General features: G+C 63.9%; 13 protein-coding genes and 1 pseudogene. 9 read left to right on the forward strand and 5 right to left on the reverse strand.

Annotated features, from left to right (window positions below; all coding sequences use genetic code 11):
* The first annotated feature begins 58 nt into the window (after positions 1-58).
* Positions 59-2,170 carry a TonB-dependent siderophore receptor gene (locus CK227_RS17335; RefSeq protein ID WP_095773477.1) on the forward strand — a complete coding sequence of 704 codons (2,112 nt, stop codon included), beginning with the start codon at positions 59-61 and terminating at the stop codon, positions 2,168-2,170.
* On the forward strand, positions 2,170-3,387 hold the full coding sequence (locus CK227_RS17340) for an MFS transporter (RefSeq protein ID WP_095773476.1): 1,218 nt from the start codon (positions 2,170-2,172) through the stop codon (positions 3,385-3,387). Before CK227_RS17335 ends, CK227_RS17340 begins: the two co-directional genes overlap by 1 nt.
* A gap of 8 nt (positions 3,388-3,395) precedes the next feature.
* Here the strand turns inward: CK227_RS17340 and CK227_RS17345 are convergent, their stop codons facing one another.
* Positions 3,396-4,469: a siderophore-interacting protein gene (locus CK227_RS17345; protein WP_095773705.1), complete on the reverse strand. Its 1,074-nt coding sequence runs from the start codon at positions 4,467-4,469 to the stop codon at positions 3,396-3,398.
* 102 nt (positions 4,470-4,571) lie between these two features.
* Here CK227_RS17345 and CK227_RS36760 point away from each other — a divergent pair, with 102 nt between their 5' ends.
* Positions 4,572-4,877, forward strand: coding sequence for a hypothetical protein (locus tag CK227_RS36760; protein WP_179296459.1), 306 nt, complete (start codon positions 4,572-4,574; stop codon positions 4,875-4,877).
* Between the two features lie 64 nt (positions 4,878-4,941).
* Here CK227_RS36760 and CK227_RS17355 read toward each other — a convergent pair whose 3' ends face one another.
* Both CK227_RS17355 and CK227_RS17360 read right to left on the reverse strand, forming a co-directional pair.
* Positions 4,942-5,718, reverse strand: coding sequence for an alpha/beta hydrolase-fold protein (locus CK227_RS17355; protein WP_095773474.1), 777 nt, complete (start codon positions 5,716-5,718; stop codon positions 4,942-4,944).
* Positions 5,719-5,722: 4 nt separating this feature from the next.
* On the reverse strand, positions 5,723-6,889 hold the full coding sequence (locus CK227_RS17360; RefSeq protein WP_095773473.1) for an ATP-grasp domain-containing protein: 1,167 nt from the start codon (positions 6,887-6,889) through the stop codon (positions 5,723-5,725).
* Positions 6,890-7,316: 427 nt separating this feature from the next.
* Between CK227_RS17360 and leuA the strand changes: the two genes are divergently transcribed.
* From leuA to CK227_RS17385, 4 genes are all read left to right on the forward strand, one after another.
* The gene (gene leuA / locus CK227_RS17370) at positions 7,317-9,062 is read left to right on the forward strand and encodes a 2-isopropylmalate synthase (RefSeq protein ID WP_095773472.1); all 1,746 of its coding nucleotides are present in this window, start codon (positions 7,317-7,319) and stop codon (positions 9,060-9,062) included.
* A 242-nt stretch (positions 9,063-9,304) separates the two neighbouring features.
* A complete protein-coding gene (locus CK227_RS17375; RefSeq protein WP_095773471.1) occupies positions 9,305-11,077 on the forward strand; it encodes a tetratricopeptide repeat protein in 1,773 nt (590 codons plus the stop codon).
* A gap of 208 nt (positions 11,078-11,285) precedes the next feature.
* On the forward strand, positions 11,286-12,089 hold the full coding sequence (locus CK227_RS17380; protein WP_095773470.1) for an alpha/beta fold hydrolase: 804 nt from the start codon (positions 11,286-11,288) through the stop codon (positions 12,087-12,089).
* Positions 12,090-12,289: 200 nt separating this feature from the next.
* A complete protein-coding gene (locus tag CK227_RS17385; RefSeq protein WP_095773704.1) occupies positions 12,290-12,904 on the forward strand; it encodes a hypothetical protein in 615 nt (204 codons plus the stop codon).
* On the opposite strand, the gene CK227_RS17390 is transcribed toward CK227_RS17385, so the two are convergent.
* A complete protein-coding gene (locus CK227_RS17390) occupies positions 12,888-13,817 on the reverse strand; it encodes a metallophosphoesterase (protein ID WP_095773703.1) in 930 nt (309 codons plus the stop codon). The two genes, CK227_RS17385 and CK227_RS17390, sit on opposite strands and share 17 nt — an antisense overlap.
* A gap of 65 nt (positions 13,818-13,882) precedes the next feature.
* On the opposite strand from CK227_RS17390, the gene CK227_RS17395 reads away from it, so the two are divergent.
* Positions 13,883-14,377, forward strand: coding sequence for an NUDIX domain-containing protein (locus tag CK227_RS17395; RefSeq protein WP_095773469.1), 495 nt, complete (start codon positions 13,883-13,885; stop codon positions 14,375-14,377).
* A 25-nt stretch (positions 14,378-14,402) separates the two neighbouring features.
* Positions 14,403-14,620, forward strand: a pseudogene (locus CK227_RS37320) (IS5/IS1182 family transposase); the annotation flags it as partial.
* 16 nt (positions 14,621-14,636) lie between these two features.
* On the opposite strand, the gene CK227_RS17405 reads toward CK227_RS37320, so the two are convergent.
* Positions 14,637-15,620: a glutathione S-transferase family protein gene (locus CK227_RS17405; RefSeq protein ID WP_095773468.1), complete on the reverse strand. Its 984-nt coding sequence runs from the start codon at positions 15,618-15,620 to the stop codon at positions 14,637-14,639.
* Between the last annotated feature and the right edge of the window lie 126 nt (positions 15,621-15,746).

The following is a 15,746-nucleotide window of genomic DNA, read 5'->3' on the forward strand; positions in this document are numbered from 1 at the left end:
ATACTCATATTTGAGAGCGCGGAAGCGCAACCAAAACATGAGAGTTGGAGACAGGTTAATGTCGAAGCAGTCGAGGACATGGCGCCGGGGATTATCATTGCTGGCGGGCAGCGCCATCCTCTGCCATGCTTGGCCGGCAATTGCCCAGGATGGCGGCGACGCCACGATTCTCGACCGGATCGAGGTGACAGCCGAGAGCAATGAGATCCTGAAACAGGACGGCTACGTCGCCAAGAAGGACCGCATCGGCACCAAGACCGACACCCCGATTGCCAGGATCCCGCAGGCGGTCTCGGTCGTCACGCAAAAACAGATCGAGGACCAGAAGCCGCGCACGCTGAACGACGCGCTGGGCTACACGGCCAGCGCCAACCCCAACAGCTTCGGTTTCGATACGCGCTACGACGCCTTCTTCCTGCGCGGCTTCCAGGCCTTCTACAACGGCATGTTCCGCGACGGGCTGCGCCAGTACAACGGCCCCTCCGCCTGGTTCAAGACCGAGCCCTACGGCATCGAGGGCGTCACCGTCCTCAAGGGTCCGGCCTCCTCGCTTTACGGCGTCAGTGGTCCGGGTGGCATCGTCAATGTCGTCACCAAGCGGCCCAAGGACGGGCCGTTCCACGAGATCGAGTTGCTGGCCGGCGAACACAACCGCTTCCAGGCGGCACTCGACGCCTCCGGCCCGGTCAACGACGACGGCAGCATCCTCTACCGCTTCACCAGCCTTGGCCGCCTGAGCGAGACCGGCCTGCCCGACTATCCCGACGACAAGCTCTATCTGGCGCCGGCCGTCACCTTCAAGCCGGACGAGGACACCAAACTCACCATCCTCGGCGAATATTCCAAGTCCGTCACCGGCGGCACCGCGGCCTTCTACAATTCGGCCTATGGCGTCCTGTCGAATGTCTATGAGGGCGACGCGGCCTGGAACGACTTCACCCAGGACCAGGGGCGCATCGGCTACGAGTTCGAGCATCGCTTCAACGACTGGCTGACGGTGCGCCAGAACCTGCGCTACAGCGCCGTCGATTCAGACATCGAATACAGCGGCCACTATTCGGTCGGCGCCGACCAGCCGCTGCAGCGCTATTGGGGCCACTACACCGAGGCGATGAAGAACTTCGTCGTCGACAACACGGCGCAACTCGAATTCGATACCGGCCCGGTCAGGCACACCGCGATTGCCGGCATCGACTATGCCTGGTCGGACTATGACGCCGGCAGCGGGCTTTCCTACGTCTCGGTCGACGACATCGAGGCCGCCCCCGTCCCGCATTCCGGCGGGCAGGAGATGAACCAGCTCGGCGTCTACCTGCACGACCAGATGGAGTGGAACGATCTCACCCTGTTCACCAGCGGTCGTTACGACTGGGTCGACACCACCTCAACGGCGGCCGATTTCGGCCAGTCGAAACAGAAGGACAGCGCCTTCTCCGGCCGCGTCGGCCTGTCTTACCGGACCGAATGGGGCATCATTCCCTATGTCAATTATTCGACCTCGTTCTCGCCGAACATCGGCCTTGTCTATGACGACGTCTCGAGTTCTGTCGGCCGCGTCGGCCGCCCGACCATTGCCACGCAGAAGGAGATCGGCGTCAAATACGAGATCCCCGACCATAACGCGACGATCAGCGCCGCGCTGTTCGACATCGACCAGAAGGACGGCGTCGTCTTCGACGCCTCGACCGGCATCAACAAGCAGCGCCAGCTCGACCTGAACTCGCGCGGCGTCGAGCTGGAAGCCAATGCCTCGTTGGACAACGGTTTCAGCGTCATCGCCTCCTACACCTATCTGCGCGTGAAGATCGAACGCGGCGCCGAGGGCACCGACGGCAAGGAATTGTCGGCGACGCCGAACCACATCCTGTCGCTCTGGGGCCATTATCAATTCGAGAACGGCACGCTGGAAGGGCTCGGGCTCGGCGCCGGCGTACGCTTCGCCGGCGCGAGCTACGGCGACGACACCAACACTTTCGAGAACGACGCGCGCGCCTTCGTCGACACCTCGCTGTCCTACGACTTCGGCTACCGCAGTCCGAAGCTCGAAGGGGTCAAGCTGCAGATCAACGCCAAGAACCTGTTCGACAACCAGCAGACGATTTGCTCGGCCGGCTATTGCTACCGCGACGAAGGCCGCTCGCTGTTCGGCAGCCTGCGCTATCGCTTCTGATGTCGGTCTCGGTCCCAAACCAGGCCGCGTCGTCGCCGGCCGCCGTCGTCGCGGCGATCGGCGGCCTCTATGTCGCGCAGAGCGTGATCGGCGGCATCACCTGGACCGGCCTGCCGGCCGTGATGCGCGACCAGGGCCTGCCGCTCGACCGCATCGGCCTGCTCACCCTGATCGCCCTGCCATGGGCGCTGAAGTTCCTGTGGTCACCGGCGGTGGAGCGCCACCGCCTTCCGCCGACCGGCGAAAACCGCACGGGCGCGATCGTCCTTGTCGGCGGCCTGGTTTCCATCGCCGGATTGCTGGCCGTTGCCCAGCTCGGCCCCGCCGCCTTCTGGCCCGTGATTGCCTGCCTGACAGTCGTTGCCTTTGCGGCCTCTACCGTCGACATCGCCTGCGACGGTTTTGCGGTGGAGAACCTTGCCGGCGAGAACCTCGGCTGGGGCAATGCCGCCCAGGTCGGCGGTGCTTATCTCGGCTCGGCGATCGGCGCCGGCCTTTTCCTCTATCTGGTCGAAATCCATGGCTGGCGCGCGGCGGTTTCGGCCATGGCCTCGCTGCTGGTGTTGCTCGGCCTTCCCTTCCTGCTCGGCATCGCCAGCCGATCGCGCGAGGAAATGCGCGAACACGTTCCTGCGCTCGCCGCGGCGTTGCGGCGCCCGCAGATACGCCGCGGCCTTGCGGCATCGGCGATCTACGTTCTGGCGCAGAAGGCGGCGCTGGCCATGCTCGGTCCGTTTCTGATCGATGCCGGGCTCAGCCTTGCCACCATCGGGCTGGTCAACGGCGCCGGCAGCATGATCCTCGGCGTCGCGGCCGCGCTTGCCGGCGGTGCTCTCGTGCGATGGCTGGGCACGCGCAGTGTGCTTGTCCTGGCGCTCGTCCTGCAGGCCGGATCGCTATTCACCCTCTCGGCCTTCGCGCTTTCGGGCACTTTCCCGGCGGGTCCGCTGATGGCGATAGCGATGCTGAGTTCCTCGGGCATCATGGCGCTCGGCTTCGTGGCGCTTTATGCGCAGTTCATGCGCTGGTCGGACCCGAGGCAGGCGGGCGTCGATTTCACGCTTTTCCAATGCATGGACGCATTGGTCAGCATGGCGGGCGGCGTCCTGGCCGGCTATGTGGCGCAACATCTCGGCTATGGCGCGCTGTTCGGCGGCGCCGGCGTGGTCGCGCTGCTGGCGGCGCCGGCGATCGCCATGGTCAGCGACCGCGACTGAAGACAGCGCTATTCCTCGCCGGCCCCGTCCTTGCCTTGCGCGTCTCGGCGCCAATAGGCGGTGACCAGGTGCCGGTCGCGCGGCAGGCCCCATCCCTTGCGCACGATGCTGCGGATTTCTCGGAAGTCCGCGAACTCGCACCCGGCCCAGACATAGAGATCGTCGGCCGCGGGACCACGCTCACGCAGCGCCGCGGGCAGCAGGCCGGCGCCGCCCGCTTCGCGGCCATGCCGGTAAAGCCAGCGGACGGCGATGTTGTTGCCCGCCGCCAGCGCCATCCGGTCTCGCGGACCATCGACCTCGATGATGGCTTCGGCGCGAGCGGACGGCGCAAGCTCTTCCAGCATCCGGCCGATCGCCGGAAGCGCGGTATCGTCGCCCAGCAGAAGCAGGTTCGATGCCTCGGGCAAGCCGCCGCCACCGGGGCCGATCATGCCGATGACGTCGCCGCTCCGCGCATCCAGCGCGAAGGCCGCGGCCGGCGTCTCGGCACCAGGATGCAGCACGAAGTCGATGTCGAGCCAGCCCTCGGTCACGTCCAGCGCGCGGATCGTATAGACCCGCACGGTCAGCGCATCCTCGCCGGACGGCCAGACGATCAGGCCGTCGGCACCCATGGTCGGCCAGACCGCTTGCCGTCCGGTCGGCGGCAGCAGAAGCCGGACATGAAATCCGCCATGGCTGAAGCGGTCGAGGTCGCGGCCTGAGAAACGCAGGCGCTGCATATGCGGCGACAATCGCGTCGAGGACAGGACCGAAATCTCGCGGAAGAACACCGGCGTGCCGGCATCCGCGCCGTCGCCATGCCAGCGCAACCCTTCGGTCGTGCGCAGATGCGCGGCGATGTGGCCAGCCAAGATCATCTTCATGTAGGAGAGGCAGGTCTCGTCCTCCGCCGCGACGCGGATCAGCACGCCACCGTCCTCGAACGAGGCATTCAACGAGCCGTAATGCGTGCGCAATTCCCATTGGCCGACAACGCCGGTGTCGATCTCATAGTCGCTATGCTCAGCGCACAGCCTGTCCATCACCGCGCAGATGCCTTCGCTTTGGATACGAGTTTGCGCGCTCAAGGGCTTCATCGTCGGCCTTTCCATACCCAGTGCGGCGACACCGGCTGAAGCTCGGTGTCGACAAGCGTCGGCATGCCACAGCGCCGGCGGCATTGCCACTAAAACATGATTATGACGGTCATATTTTTGGACGAAACCGCGGGAAGGCGCCTTGACGCATCCGGTCTTCAGCTGATGGCCAGGCTTGCGATCCGATCGCCGTCCAGCGTCAAGGGCATGTCGCCCTCGCTGTTTGAAGCCGCTGCCCGTCACGGCGACGCGGGCATGATAGACGCCGTCGCGTTGCGCGACGCGTACGATGCTAAGGTTGGACTGGACGCCGATATTGTCCGACAGGTTCCACCGAGCGATCCCGTCGCGGCCACGGAAATCGCGACCCCAGTCGCTCAGGAAAGCATCGTCGCTAGATGCGGCTAGAAGGCTTCGGTATCGCCGGCATTGGTGGCTTGGACAAGGCGGCGGATCGCGTCGGGTGTGGTCATCAGTCCAACCTGTGCATCAGATCATCATCCAGCCAGCGGCCGAAGAAATAGACCAGTTGCTTGTGCCACCACGGCCAGTCATGGCTGACGTCGCCGCCCCAATAGTCGACCCAGGCGGGAATGGATTTGTCGCGCAGGATCTGTTCCAGCTGGCGCGTCTCGACCAGCATGCGTTCTTCCCAGGCGCCCTGCCCGCAGCAAAAGATCAGCCGCAGCGCCTTCAGCCGGGCCAAAAGCTTCGGATCGACGATGCCGGGCAGGTAATCGAGCGGCGAGTTGTAGAAGATGTCGCCCTCCAGCGCCTTGCCGAAGAAATCGCGGGCCGAATAGACCCCCGACAGCGAAATGACGCCGCTTGCCAGTTCCGGAAAGCGGAAGACGAAATTCGAGGAATGGTAGCCGCCCATCGAACAGCCTGAAAACAAGGGCTTCAGTCTGCGCCCGCCATTGGCGGCCGATGCGGTGGAGAGGATTTCCGGCAGCGCCTCCTCGCGCACATAGCGGAAATAGGCCTCGTGGCGGCCGATGCGATGCGCGGCGTCGGCATGCTTGTCGAAGAAGGATTCCGAATCGATGCCGTCGACCGTGAACAGCTGGATACGGCCGGTGTCGATGAACTCGGCCAATGCGCCGACGCCACCGGAATCCTCGAACTGGTAGAACCGCCCCTGAGAGGTCGGGAACACCACCACGGGCCGGCCGGCATGCCCGTAGCGCTTGTATTCCATGTCGCGGCCGAGCTTGCCGGAGAAATGCTTGTGATAGGAGATGTCCATCGCCTCAGGCCTTTTCCGCGTGGATATAGGCAACCGCCTCGCGCAGCGCCGCCTGATCCTTCGAGCGCATCTGGTAGGCGTAATTTCCCATGGCGCGGCTGAAAACCTCTTCGATGGCCTGATGGTGGACGATCTTGTCGCGGTGCGCAGCTAGCACGTCCTCGTGGCTGTGCAAATAGTGGAGGTGCCGCTTGCGGCTGGCATAGGCGGTGAAATACTTGCCCTCATAGGGTCCGCCGGCGGCATCCTTGACCACCATGTCGGCCCATGCCGCGTAGACGTCGATGTCGAACGTGTAGTTGATGGCGTCGGTCATCCAGGCGCCGGGCGGCCGCATGTTGACCTCCAGCGCGATGATCCGGTCGTCCCTGGTCTCGAACAGCTCGATGTGGAAGAAGCGCTCGCGCACGTCGAACGCCTTCAGGATCTTGCGGCCGGCCTCCTCGACCGCTGGCCTGATATGGGGAAAGCAGGTGTAGCTCATATGGCGGTCCTTGTTGACCACCTCCATGACGCTCTGGTCGTAGCGGTGGCTGGCCGCCAGCACCACCTCGCCGTCGCGGTTGACCAGCCCGTCATAGGTCACCACCAGCCCCTCGATGAACTGCTCCATGACGAAGGTCACGTCCTCGGGCTTGTCCCGGAAGAACTGGTCGAGCTCTCCTGTGTTGGAGATCTTGAAGGTATTCGAGGCGCCTGAGCCGCTATCGGGCTTCACCACCACCGGGTAGCCGACGCGCCGGATGAAGGTCATCGCGCCGGCGCGGTCGGAGCATTTGCGCTGCGCGATGGTCTCGACGCCGCTCTTGCGGAAGAAGGCGCGCATGCGGCTCTTGCGCTTCAGGTTCTTCACGAAATCGAGCTTGGTGCCGTAGATGTTGAAGTCGGTGCGGATGTTGGCCTCCAGCTCCAGCCAGTGTTCGTTGAGCGATTCGAACCGGTCGATGCGGCCCCATTTGTGGATGAAATGCCCCATCGCCCGGAACACCGGATCGTAGTCCTCCATGTCGGCGACGCGGTAATATTCCGAAAGCGCTGCCTTCAGCCTGCCGTCCAGCACGTCATAGGGCGCATCGCCAATGCCGAGCACGGTGGCACCGGCCTTCTTCAGCCGGTCGCAGAAATCGGCGCCGTTGGTCGGAAAATGCGGCGAGAAGAACACGAAATTCATGGACACCCCCTCATGGCGGCGGCGCACCGCAGCCCCGCCGGCGCGCAAGTCTGGCGCATTTGCGCCGCCTGGGGAAGAGCACCCGCATTTGGGATAATGTTCAACGGATTCAGCCCCCGCTTGCCTCTGCGGGGGCGCTCCTGTATGAGAACCGGCATGAACACACGCGCCACCATCGCTTCCCGTCAGACCGGCTTTGCCGGCGAGACCGTGCGCGCGCTTGCCTCGACCCTGCTTCTTCTCGGCCTTATCGGCGATCGCCGGGTTCGCTGAAGGAGCGCCCGGCGGTCGAACCGCCGCGCAAGCGCATGCTCCTTGGCCAGTCTCAAAATTGGCAGTCACATCAAGCGAACGAAAATCTGGTAGAGGCGCCACTCGCCAGCCATCCGTCCGAGACGGATCCGAGGGCCGCCGGGAGAACAAGACGATGAACGCACGAGAACAAATCCGCCCTGACGCCGCGGTCGCCGGCGAGCATGTGGAACCAGCCCGCGGCATGCCCGACGCGGCCCGCAAATATCAACCCTATCCGACGGTTGGCCTCACCGACCGCACCTGGCCCTCGAAGGTCATCGACAAGGCGCCGATCTGGTGTTCGGTCGACCTGCGCGACGGCAACCAGGCGCTGATCGATCCGATGGGCCATGAGCGCAAGGCGCGCATGTTCGGCCTGCTGCTCGACATGGGCTTCAAGGAGATCGAGATCGGCTTCCCCTCGGCCTCGCAGACCGACTTCGACTTTGCCCGCTGGTGCATCGAGGAAGGCAACGTGCCCGCCGATGTGTCGCTGCAGGTGCTGGTGCAGTGCCGGCCCGAGCTGATCACGCGCACCTTCGAGGCGCTGAAGGGCGCCACCAACCCGATCGTGCATTTCTACAATTCGACCAGCGAATTGCAGCGCCGCGTCGTCTTCGAAAAGGATGTAGGCGGCATCAAGCGCATCGCCACCGATGCGGCCAAGATGATCACCGACATGGCGGCCAAGGCCGGCGGCGGCTATCGCTTCGAATACTCGCCGGAAAGCTTTACCGGCACCGAGCTCGAAGTCGCGCTGGAGATCTGCAACGCCGTCACCGAGATCGTCAGGCCGACATCGGACAACAAGCTGATCATCAACCTGCCGTCGACGGTCGAGATGTCGACGCCCAACATCTATGCCGACCGCATCGAGTGGATGTGCCGCAATCTGGACAACCGCGAGAACCTGATCATCTCGCTGCATCCGCACAATGACCGCGGCACCGGCATCGCCACCACCGAGCTCGGCTTGATGGCGGGCGCGGACCGCGTCGAAGGCACGCTGTTCGGCAATGGCGAGCGCACCGGCAATGTCGACATCGTCACGCTGGCGCTCAACATGTACACGCAAGGCGTCGATCCGGGCATCGACTGCTCCGACATCAACCGCATGAAGGACGTCTACGAATACTCGAACCAGTTGAAGATCCCCGAGCGTCACCCCTATGTCGGCGAGCTCGTCTACACCGCCTTTTCCGGCTCGCACCAGGACGCCATCAACAAGGGCATGAAGGCGCTGAAAAAGGCCAACACCGGCCTGTGGGAGGTGCCCTATCTGCCAATCGACCCGGCCGATGTCGGCCGCAGCTACGAGGCGATCATCCGCATCAACTCGCAGTCCGGCAAGGGCGGCATCGCCTATGTGCTGCAGGCCGATTACGGCCTCAATCTGCCGCGCAACCTGCAGATCGAATTCAGCCAGGCGATCCAGGCGATCACCGATGCCGAGGGCAAGGAAGTGCCGGCCAAGCGCATCCATGAGCGCTTCCTCGAAACCTATGTCGACCAGCCGGGCGCGCGCCTGAAATTCCTCGACCACCACACCTATCCCGATACAGTGGTCAAGGGCCGGCGCGTGATCGAGGCAGTGATCCTCGACAAGGGCAAGGAAGTGACCATTACCGGCACCGGCACAGGCCCGATAGACGGCTTCGTCGATGCGCTGTCGCGCCATGTCGGCATCGAGATGTCGGTGCTCGATTATTCCGAACACTCGATGCAGCGTGGCTCCAATGCATCCGCCATTTCCTATGTCGAAATGGAATATCCCGGCGGCAAGCTGTTCGGCGCCGGCATCAACACCAACATCGTCGCCGCCTCGCTGGAAGCGGTGACGTCGGCCGCCAACCGCATCGTCGGCCGCAAGCCGCGGTAGCGTCTACCGACGATTGGCGCGAGAGATCACAACCGCTCTCGCGCCAGCCGTTTTTTCGGCCTTGGCCTCAAACGGCTGACACCGGCGACCCACCAATCCTGTAGTCGGCATCGGCCGCGTCATTAACCACCGGAAAATTATCCGGTGAGGTACGCGATCGCATAAGGGGTGTATACTTGTGTGGTGATGCGAGCCCTATATGATCGCGCCTCAACCTGTGCCGACTTCGAGAGGATCGACACTTGCAGCATGCCACGCCTGCCGCCCCCGCAGTGCGCGAGACACTGGAGCGACTGCTTGCCAGCGAAACGTTCGGACGGTCCGAGCGCGCGCGCAAACTGATCCGTTATCTCGTCGAACGCGAACAGGCCGGCGAAGCCGACAGGCTCAAGGGCTTTTCCATCGCCATGGACGTCTTCGGCAAGGACGGCGATTTCGATCCGTCGACCGATGCCGTGGTGCGGGTGCAGGCAGGCCGGCTGCGTGAATTGCTGCAGCAGTATTTCGCCAACGAAGGCATCGCCGACCCCGTCCGCATCGCCATCCCACGCGGCGGCTACGTCCCGGCCTATGAGCTCAACGCCATTCGTCTGCCGGAAGCAGCCAAACCCGCCGAGCAGACGCCGGCGGCGGCTCCGGCCGAGCACCCCAGTGCTGCCGAGGAGGCCGTGGCACCCGCCGCATTGCTGGCGCCGGCGGCAGCACCCGTGCCTTCGGTGGCGCGCCACCTCCGCTTCTTCTGGATGGCGATCGCCGTGGTCATCGCCATGCTCGGCGTCCTGATCCTGCGTCAGGGCGGCGGCGCGCTGCTCGCCGGCGGCGATCTGCCGGCGACGTTCGAGAACGCCGGCCTGACCAGCAGCATCGGGCCGTCCCCGGTCAGCGAGGCCCTGCCGCTCGTCTACATCGCCGTCAAGGCCAGCGGCGCGGACGCCACCCGCGTCGCCGCGTCGTTGCGCGCCGGCCTGAGCGGCTTCGATACGATCGATTTCATCGGTCGCGACACTGTCGACAAGACCGATCCGGTCGCCGGTGCAACGAGCTTCATGTTCGATGTCCTGCCTGGACCGGGCGCTGGCGAGATCACCATCGAACTGCAAAGCGTGGCGACCGGACGTGTGCTTTTGTCGCGCAAGCTGACCGTCGCCGACAGCGCGCCATCGGCCGTCGAGGACCGTGTCGCCGGCATCCTGAGTTCGGCGCTGCCCGCGTCCGGCACGATCTACAACTACATCGAGCAGAGCGGCATTCAGAACGGCCTGACGCAGTGCCTGCTGCTCAACGGCAAATACTATCTCGACCAGAACGCCAGAACCCACGAGGCCGCCTATCGCTGCCTCGAAACCCTTGCCGAGAACGGCGCAAGATCGTCGCTTGTTTATTCCGAGCTCGCCTCGTTACACCTCGAGGCCGTGAACGACCACTACGCCTATCCGCCGGATGCGACGATCGAGAAGGCGATGACATTCGCCCATCGCGCCGTGCAGATCGGTCCGACCAGTCCCTATGCGCATCGTTCCTACGGCTACATCAATTCGCGTCTTGGCAACGCCGACGAAGCGCTGCGCTGGATGCGCAAGGCCTATGACCTCAACCCCTATGACGTCGCCATGGCGGCCGCCTATGGTTATGGGCTGGTTTTCGCCGGCCGCTACGCCGAGGGAACCCCCCTTCTGGCCCATGCCGTGGATGCCTCCAGCGGCCATCCGACATGGTGGGATTTCGGGCTTTTCGCCGGGGAATTCATGCTTGGCGACACGAACAAGGCCGCGATCGCCAGCTCTGCCCTGAGAACCACCGCAACAAAGTCACACTATCTTGCAGCCCGGCTGATCGGCGCCAGGATCTCCGGTCAGGACAGCCTGGCACGTAAGCTGCTCGATGAACTCACCACCAAATTCCCCAAATTCGCCGCCAACCCTCGCGCGACCTTCATTGACCGAAAATATCCGGCCGACCTGACCGAGCGGCTGATCGGCGCCTTGCGCGCCGCCGGGCTCGGCAACGCCAGCTGACCTCGTTTGGACCAATGGAATTGTTGGGCGTTCGCGCCCACAGGACGAAGCGCCGATCCGGCTGATTTCCCGGCTTTTGCCGGACGAACCCTTGGATGACATGCCAGCGCTCGCGAAAAATCGCGAAAGGTTTACTGGCCATCGCTTTGGACAAAGAGCAATCCAGTCGCATTTCAAGCGTTCCCGCAATTTGATACCGTCCGCTTTCATGATCTCATCGCTCCACGCTGCCGAAAAGGGTGCCGGGTCCAAGACCATCGTCTTGCTGCACGGTTTCGGCGGTTGCGCTGACGTCTGGCGCGACGTGATCGTCCCGCTGGCGCCCTCCGCGCGCACGCTTGCTTATGACCTGCCGGGACATGGCCTATCGCTCGACTTTCCCGATGCCGGGCCTGCAAAGGTGGCGGCAAGGGCCGTTCTTGCCGACCTTGCGGCCCGCAGGGCCAAACGCATCCATCTCGTTGGCCATTCGATGGGCGGAGCGGTGGCGACCTTGATGGCTCTGGCCGAGCCGGAGAGGGTGGCCTCGCTGACGCTTCTGGCACCTGGCGGCTTCGGCCCGGAGATCAACGGGCCGCTGTTGCGTCGTTATGCCGGCGCACAGAGTCTGTCCGAGATCCTCGCCTGCCTTGCCGCCATGTCGGGTCCACGGGCGCCGCCTTTTGATCACACCGCCGATACGCTCCGCGAAATGCGCCAGCGGCCCGGACAATCGGAAAAACTCGTCGCGATCGCCGCCGCCATGACCAGGGACGACCGGCAAGGCGTCATCCCGCGTGGGCATCTGGACAGGCTGACCATGCCGGTGATGGTGGTATGGGGCAGTGATGACGCGGTGCTGCCCTTCACCCAAGCCGACGACCTGCCGGCGCGCTTTCATGTGCATCAAGTGCTGGAGGCCGGCCATATGCTGATCGAGGAAGCGCCCGATCTGATCGCCAGCATCATCCGGCGCAATATGAACCGTCGGGCAAGACCCGTTCGCCCCAAACTCGCCGCCGCCGCCAGTTGAGTTGCTTAATGCATGTCGCCCAAAAATGACCTCGCTTTTGGCAGCACGACATGCATGAAACAAAGATCTGAAGCGCGTCGCGTAACGCGACGCGCTTCGGCGCAACATCCCACAGCGCGTCGGTCCGCTTCATCTCGCCAGTGCATTTTGCCGGCGTCTGTGTTAACCCCGTGTTAACCAAACCCGCGAGGCAGACGCCGATGAAGGACGCAGGCGAAAAGATCGATCCGTCAAGCAAACTGTCCGATGCCGTCCGTGATGTGAAGAACGCCTTCGCCGACCGCGACGATGTCGTCGTCGACATGCGCGAGGCGCATCGCATGCGCCTTGATCTCCTGGCCGCCGAACTCGCACCCGTCTTTGCCGATGTGCCCGCCGACATGGACAATTTCGACTTCGTCGTTTCGTCAGGGCTGCAGCCGCGTCTGTGGATCGATGCCGTCAGCCATGTCGCCATGGGGCGCGACCGCCGCACCTACCGCTTCCTCAAGGACACCCGCATCGGCCGTGTGGTGCTTGCCGAATCGACCGAGATGAAGCCGGTTGCCGATTCGGTGACCCGGTATGTCGCCGAGCGCATCGTCGAGCGCCAGAGGATGATGGAGGGCGGGGTCGAGCCGGCCGTCGCCAGCATGAGGCGCGCCGAGGTGGCGGAGGCCGAGCCGCCGCTGCGGTCGCCGCAACGCGGCAAGGGCTGGTCGGCCTTCCTGTCAGGCCTTGGCCTGGTCGCCGCAGGCGCACTGGTCGGCCTGGCGGTGTCGGTCGCCCTGTTCTGGGACCGCCTCGTGGCGATGGTGTTCAGCCTGCGGCCATAGAAGCGCTGGCCTCCACACCCAGTTCCAAGGTCTGCAGATCGGCAGGCGGTATCGCCGGCCCGGTCAGGCCGCGCCGCGTCAGCCGGATGCGCCAATTGCCCTTTTCGCCATCGATATCGAACAGATTGTACTGTGCGGCCGGATGCTTGCCACCCGGCGCCTGGCCGGCGGCGGCGACCCCGACCACTGGAACCTTGGTGCCGCGCAGCCCGATCTGGAACAACGACGGCAGATGCGAATGACCGTGCAGGACAAGTTCCGCACCGTTCTTGCGAATGACCTTGTGGAAGCGGGCGATGCCGAACAGCCGCTTGTGCTGCGAGACGGCGCCGCGCACCGGCGGATGGTGGATCATGATCGCGCGAAACAGGCCTTGCCCGGCCGCATCGCGCAGGATCTTGCCGAGCCGCTCCGCCTGCCCTTCCATGAAGAAGCCGTTGGCCATGAAGGGTGCCGTGGCGCGCGCCGTCGAGACGCCGATCAGCGCGACATTGCCGCGCACGCGCAGATACGGGAACGCGTTGCGGTCGACCGGCGTGTTGACGCCGTCGCCGCTCATCCAGGCCGCCCATGCGCGGCAGACCTTGTCGAAGGCGCCGGGCACATAGGCGTCGTGGTTTCCGGGAACCACGGAAACGTCGTTCGGCGATCCCAACGTCTCCAGCCAGTGCTTGGCCATCTCGATCTCGCCGTCGAGCGCCAGATTGACGAGGTCGCCGGTGACGGCGAGGTGGTCGGGGTTCTGCGCCTTGATGTCGGCGGTGATGGCGTCGATGACGGCGTCATGCATGTGGCGCCGGCGATTGCGTTGCCAGTTGACGTAGCCGAGCACGCGCTTGGAGGCGAGATCGCGATAGGATACATCGGGGAGCGGCCCCAGATGGACATCGGAAATATGCGCGAGCCTGAACATCCATCCCTCATAGGCGACCAGCGCCGCGCTTTCCACTCAAGGTTTTCTTACCGGTTTCGCACCTGATGGCAAATCCGGACGACATCTTCCGACAGACCGGCTGGCCGGGTTTGCGGGCCAGGCTGTTCCATCTATATTTCGTGCTGCGGCGGCCAATGACGCTCGGCGTGCGCGGGCTCGTCCATGATACCGCGACGAATTCCGTTTTCCTGATCCGCCATACCTATGTGCCCGGCTGGCAGCTTCCCGGCGGCGGCGTCGAGGTCGGAGAAACGCTAGCCGAGGCGCTGGTGCGCGAACTCGCCGAGGAAGGCAACATCGCGCTGAACGCGCCGGCGGTGCTGAAGTCGATGCATTTCAACTGCCGCTCCAGCCGCCGCGACCATGTCGGCTTTTACGTCATCGAGCATTTCAGTCAGACGATACCGAAGCTGCCGGACCACGAGATCGCCGAGGCCGGCTTCTTCCCGCTCGATGGTTTGCCGGAGGGAACGACGCCGGCAACGCTGCGACGGATCGCCGAAGTTTTTGGGGAGGAACCCGCGTCGCCCTATTGGTAAGCTTGCCTTAGCCGTTAAGTCGCAAACTGCGACGCTCGTCGATGTCGAGATTGTCCGCAAACCGAAGTATCAGATTGGGTTCGCCGTTCATCCCAAGCGGTGGGTTGTTGAACGCTTCTTAGCGTGGATCAGCCGAAAGCGGCGGCTCTGGAAAGATCCGCAAGCGACATCAAGTCCGCAAAAGTCTTCCTTTGCGCGGCATGCATCATGACCCTCGTCAGACGCATTGCCCGTGCATCATGAATTCTCGCACGGGCTCTCAGATCGCGAACCTTGCCCGGTCATGCGGCGCGCCATAGTCGAGCTCCGGCCCCACCGGCACGATTCGTGTCGGATTGATCGTTTCGTGGCTGCCGTAGTAGTGCGCCTTGATGTGATGCAGGTTCACAGTCGCGGCGACACCAGGCACCTGATAGAGATCGCGCAAATAGTTCGACAGGTTCGGATAGTCGGCGATGCGCCGCAGATTGCATTTGAAATGGCCGACATAGACCGGGTCGAAGCGCACCAGCGTGGTGAACAGCCGCCAGTCGGCCTCGGTGATGCGGTCGCCGACGAGATAGCGCTGCTTTGACAACCGCTCCTCCAACGTATCCAGCGCCGCGAACAATTCGCCGAACGCCTCCTCATAGGCACGCTGCGTGGTGGCGAAGCCGGCGCGGTAGACGCCGTTGTTGACCGCGGGATAGACCAGCGCGTTGACGCGGTCGATCTCATTGCGCAGGTCCTGGGGATAGAAGTCGAGGCTTGTATCGCCCCATGCGTCGAACGCCGAATTGAGCATCCGGATGATCTCGGAAGACTCGTTGGAGACGATGGTCTGCTCCTTCTTGTCCCACAGCACCGGCACGGTCACCCGGCCGGAATAGGCGGGATCGGCCTTGGCATAGATCTGGTGCAGGAAATCGAGACCGTAGAGCGTGTCGCCCGTGGCGCCGTCCTCGGCCAGGAATGTCCAGCCGTTGGCGCCCATGAAATGATGCACGACCGAGACGGAGATGATGCCTTCGAGCCTCTTCAGCGCGCGAAAAATCAGCGTCCGATGCGCCCACGGGCAAGCGAGTGAGACATAGAGATGGTAGCGCCCCGGCTCGGCCTTGAAGCCGCGCCTCCGGCCTTCGGCCGGCGCCCCGTCGACGGTGATCCAGTCACGCCATTGCGACTGCGTTCGCACGAACCTGCCGCCATTGTCAGCCGTATCGTACCAGCGATCCTGCCACCTGCCCTCGACCAGCAATCCCATGCGAATCTCCTTGCATCCTTCCGCATTATCTAGGCGCAAGTTTGCCCCGCCGAAGACGTCAGGCGCTGAACAGACCGTCACTTGACGGAGACGGCGAACACATCAGGCCAATTGCGGCGGCCGAAA

It is taken from the genome of Mesorhizobium sp. WSM4308 (assembly GCF_002294905.1).
Taxonomy (GTDB): domain Bacteria; phylum Pseudomonadota; class Alphaproteobacteria; order Rhizobiales; family Rhizobiaceae; genus Mesorhizobium.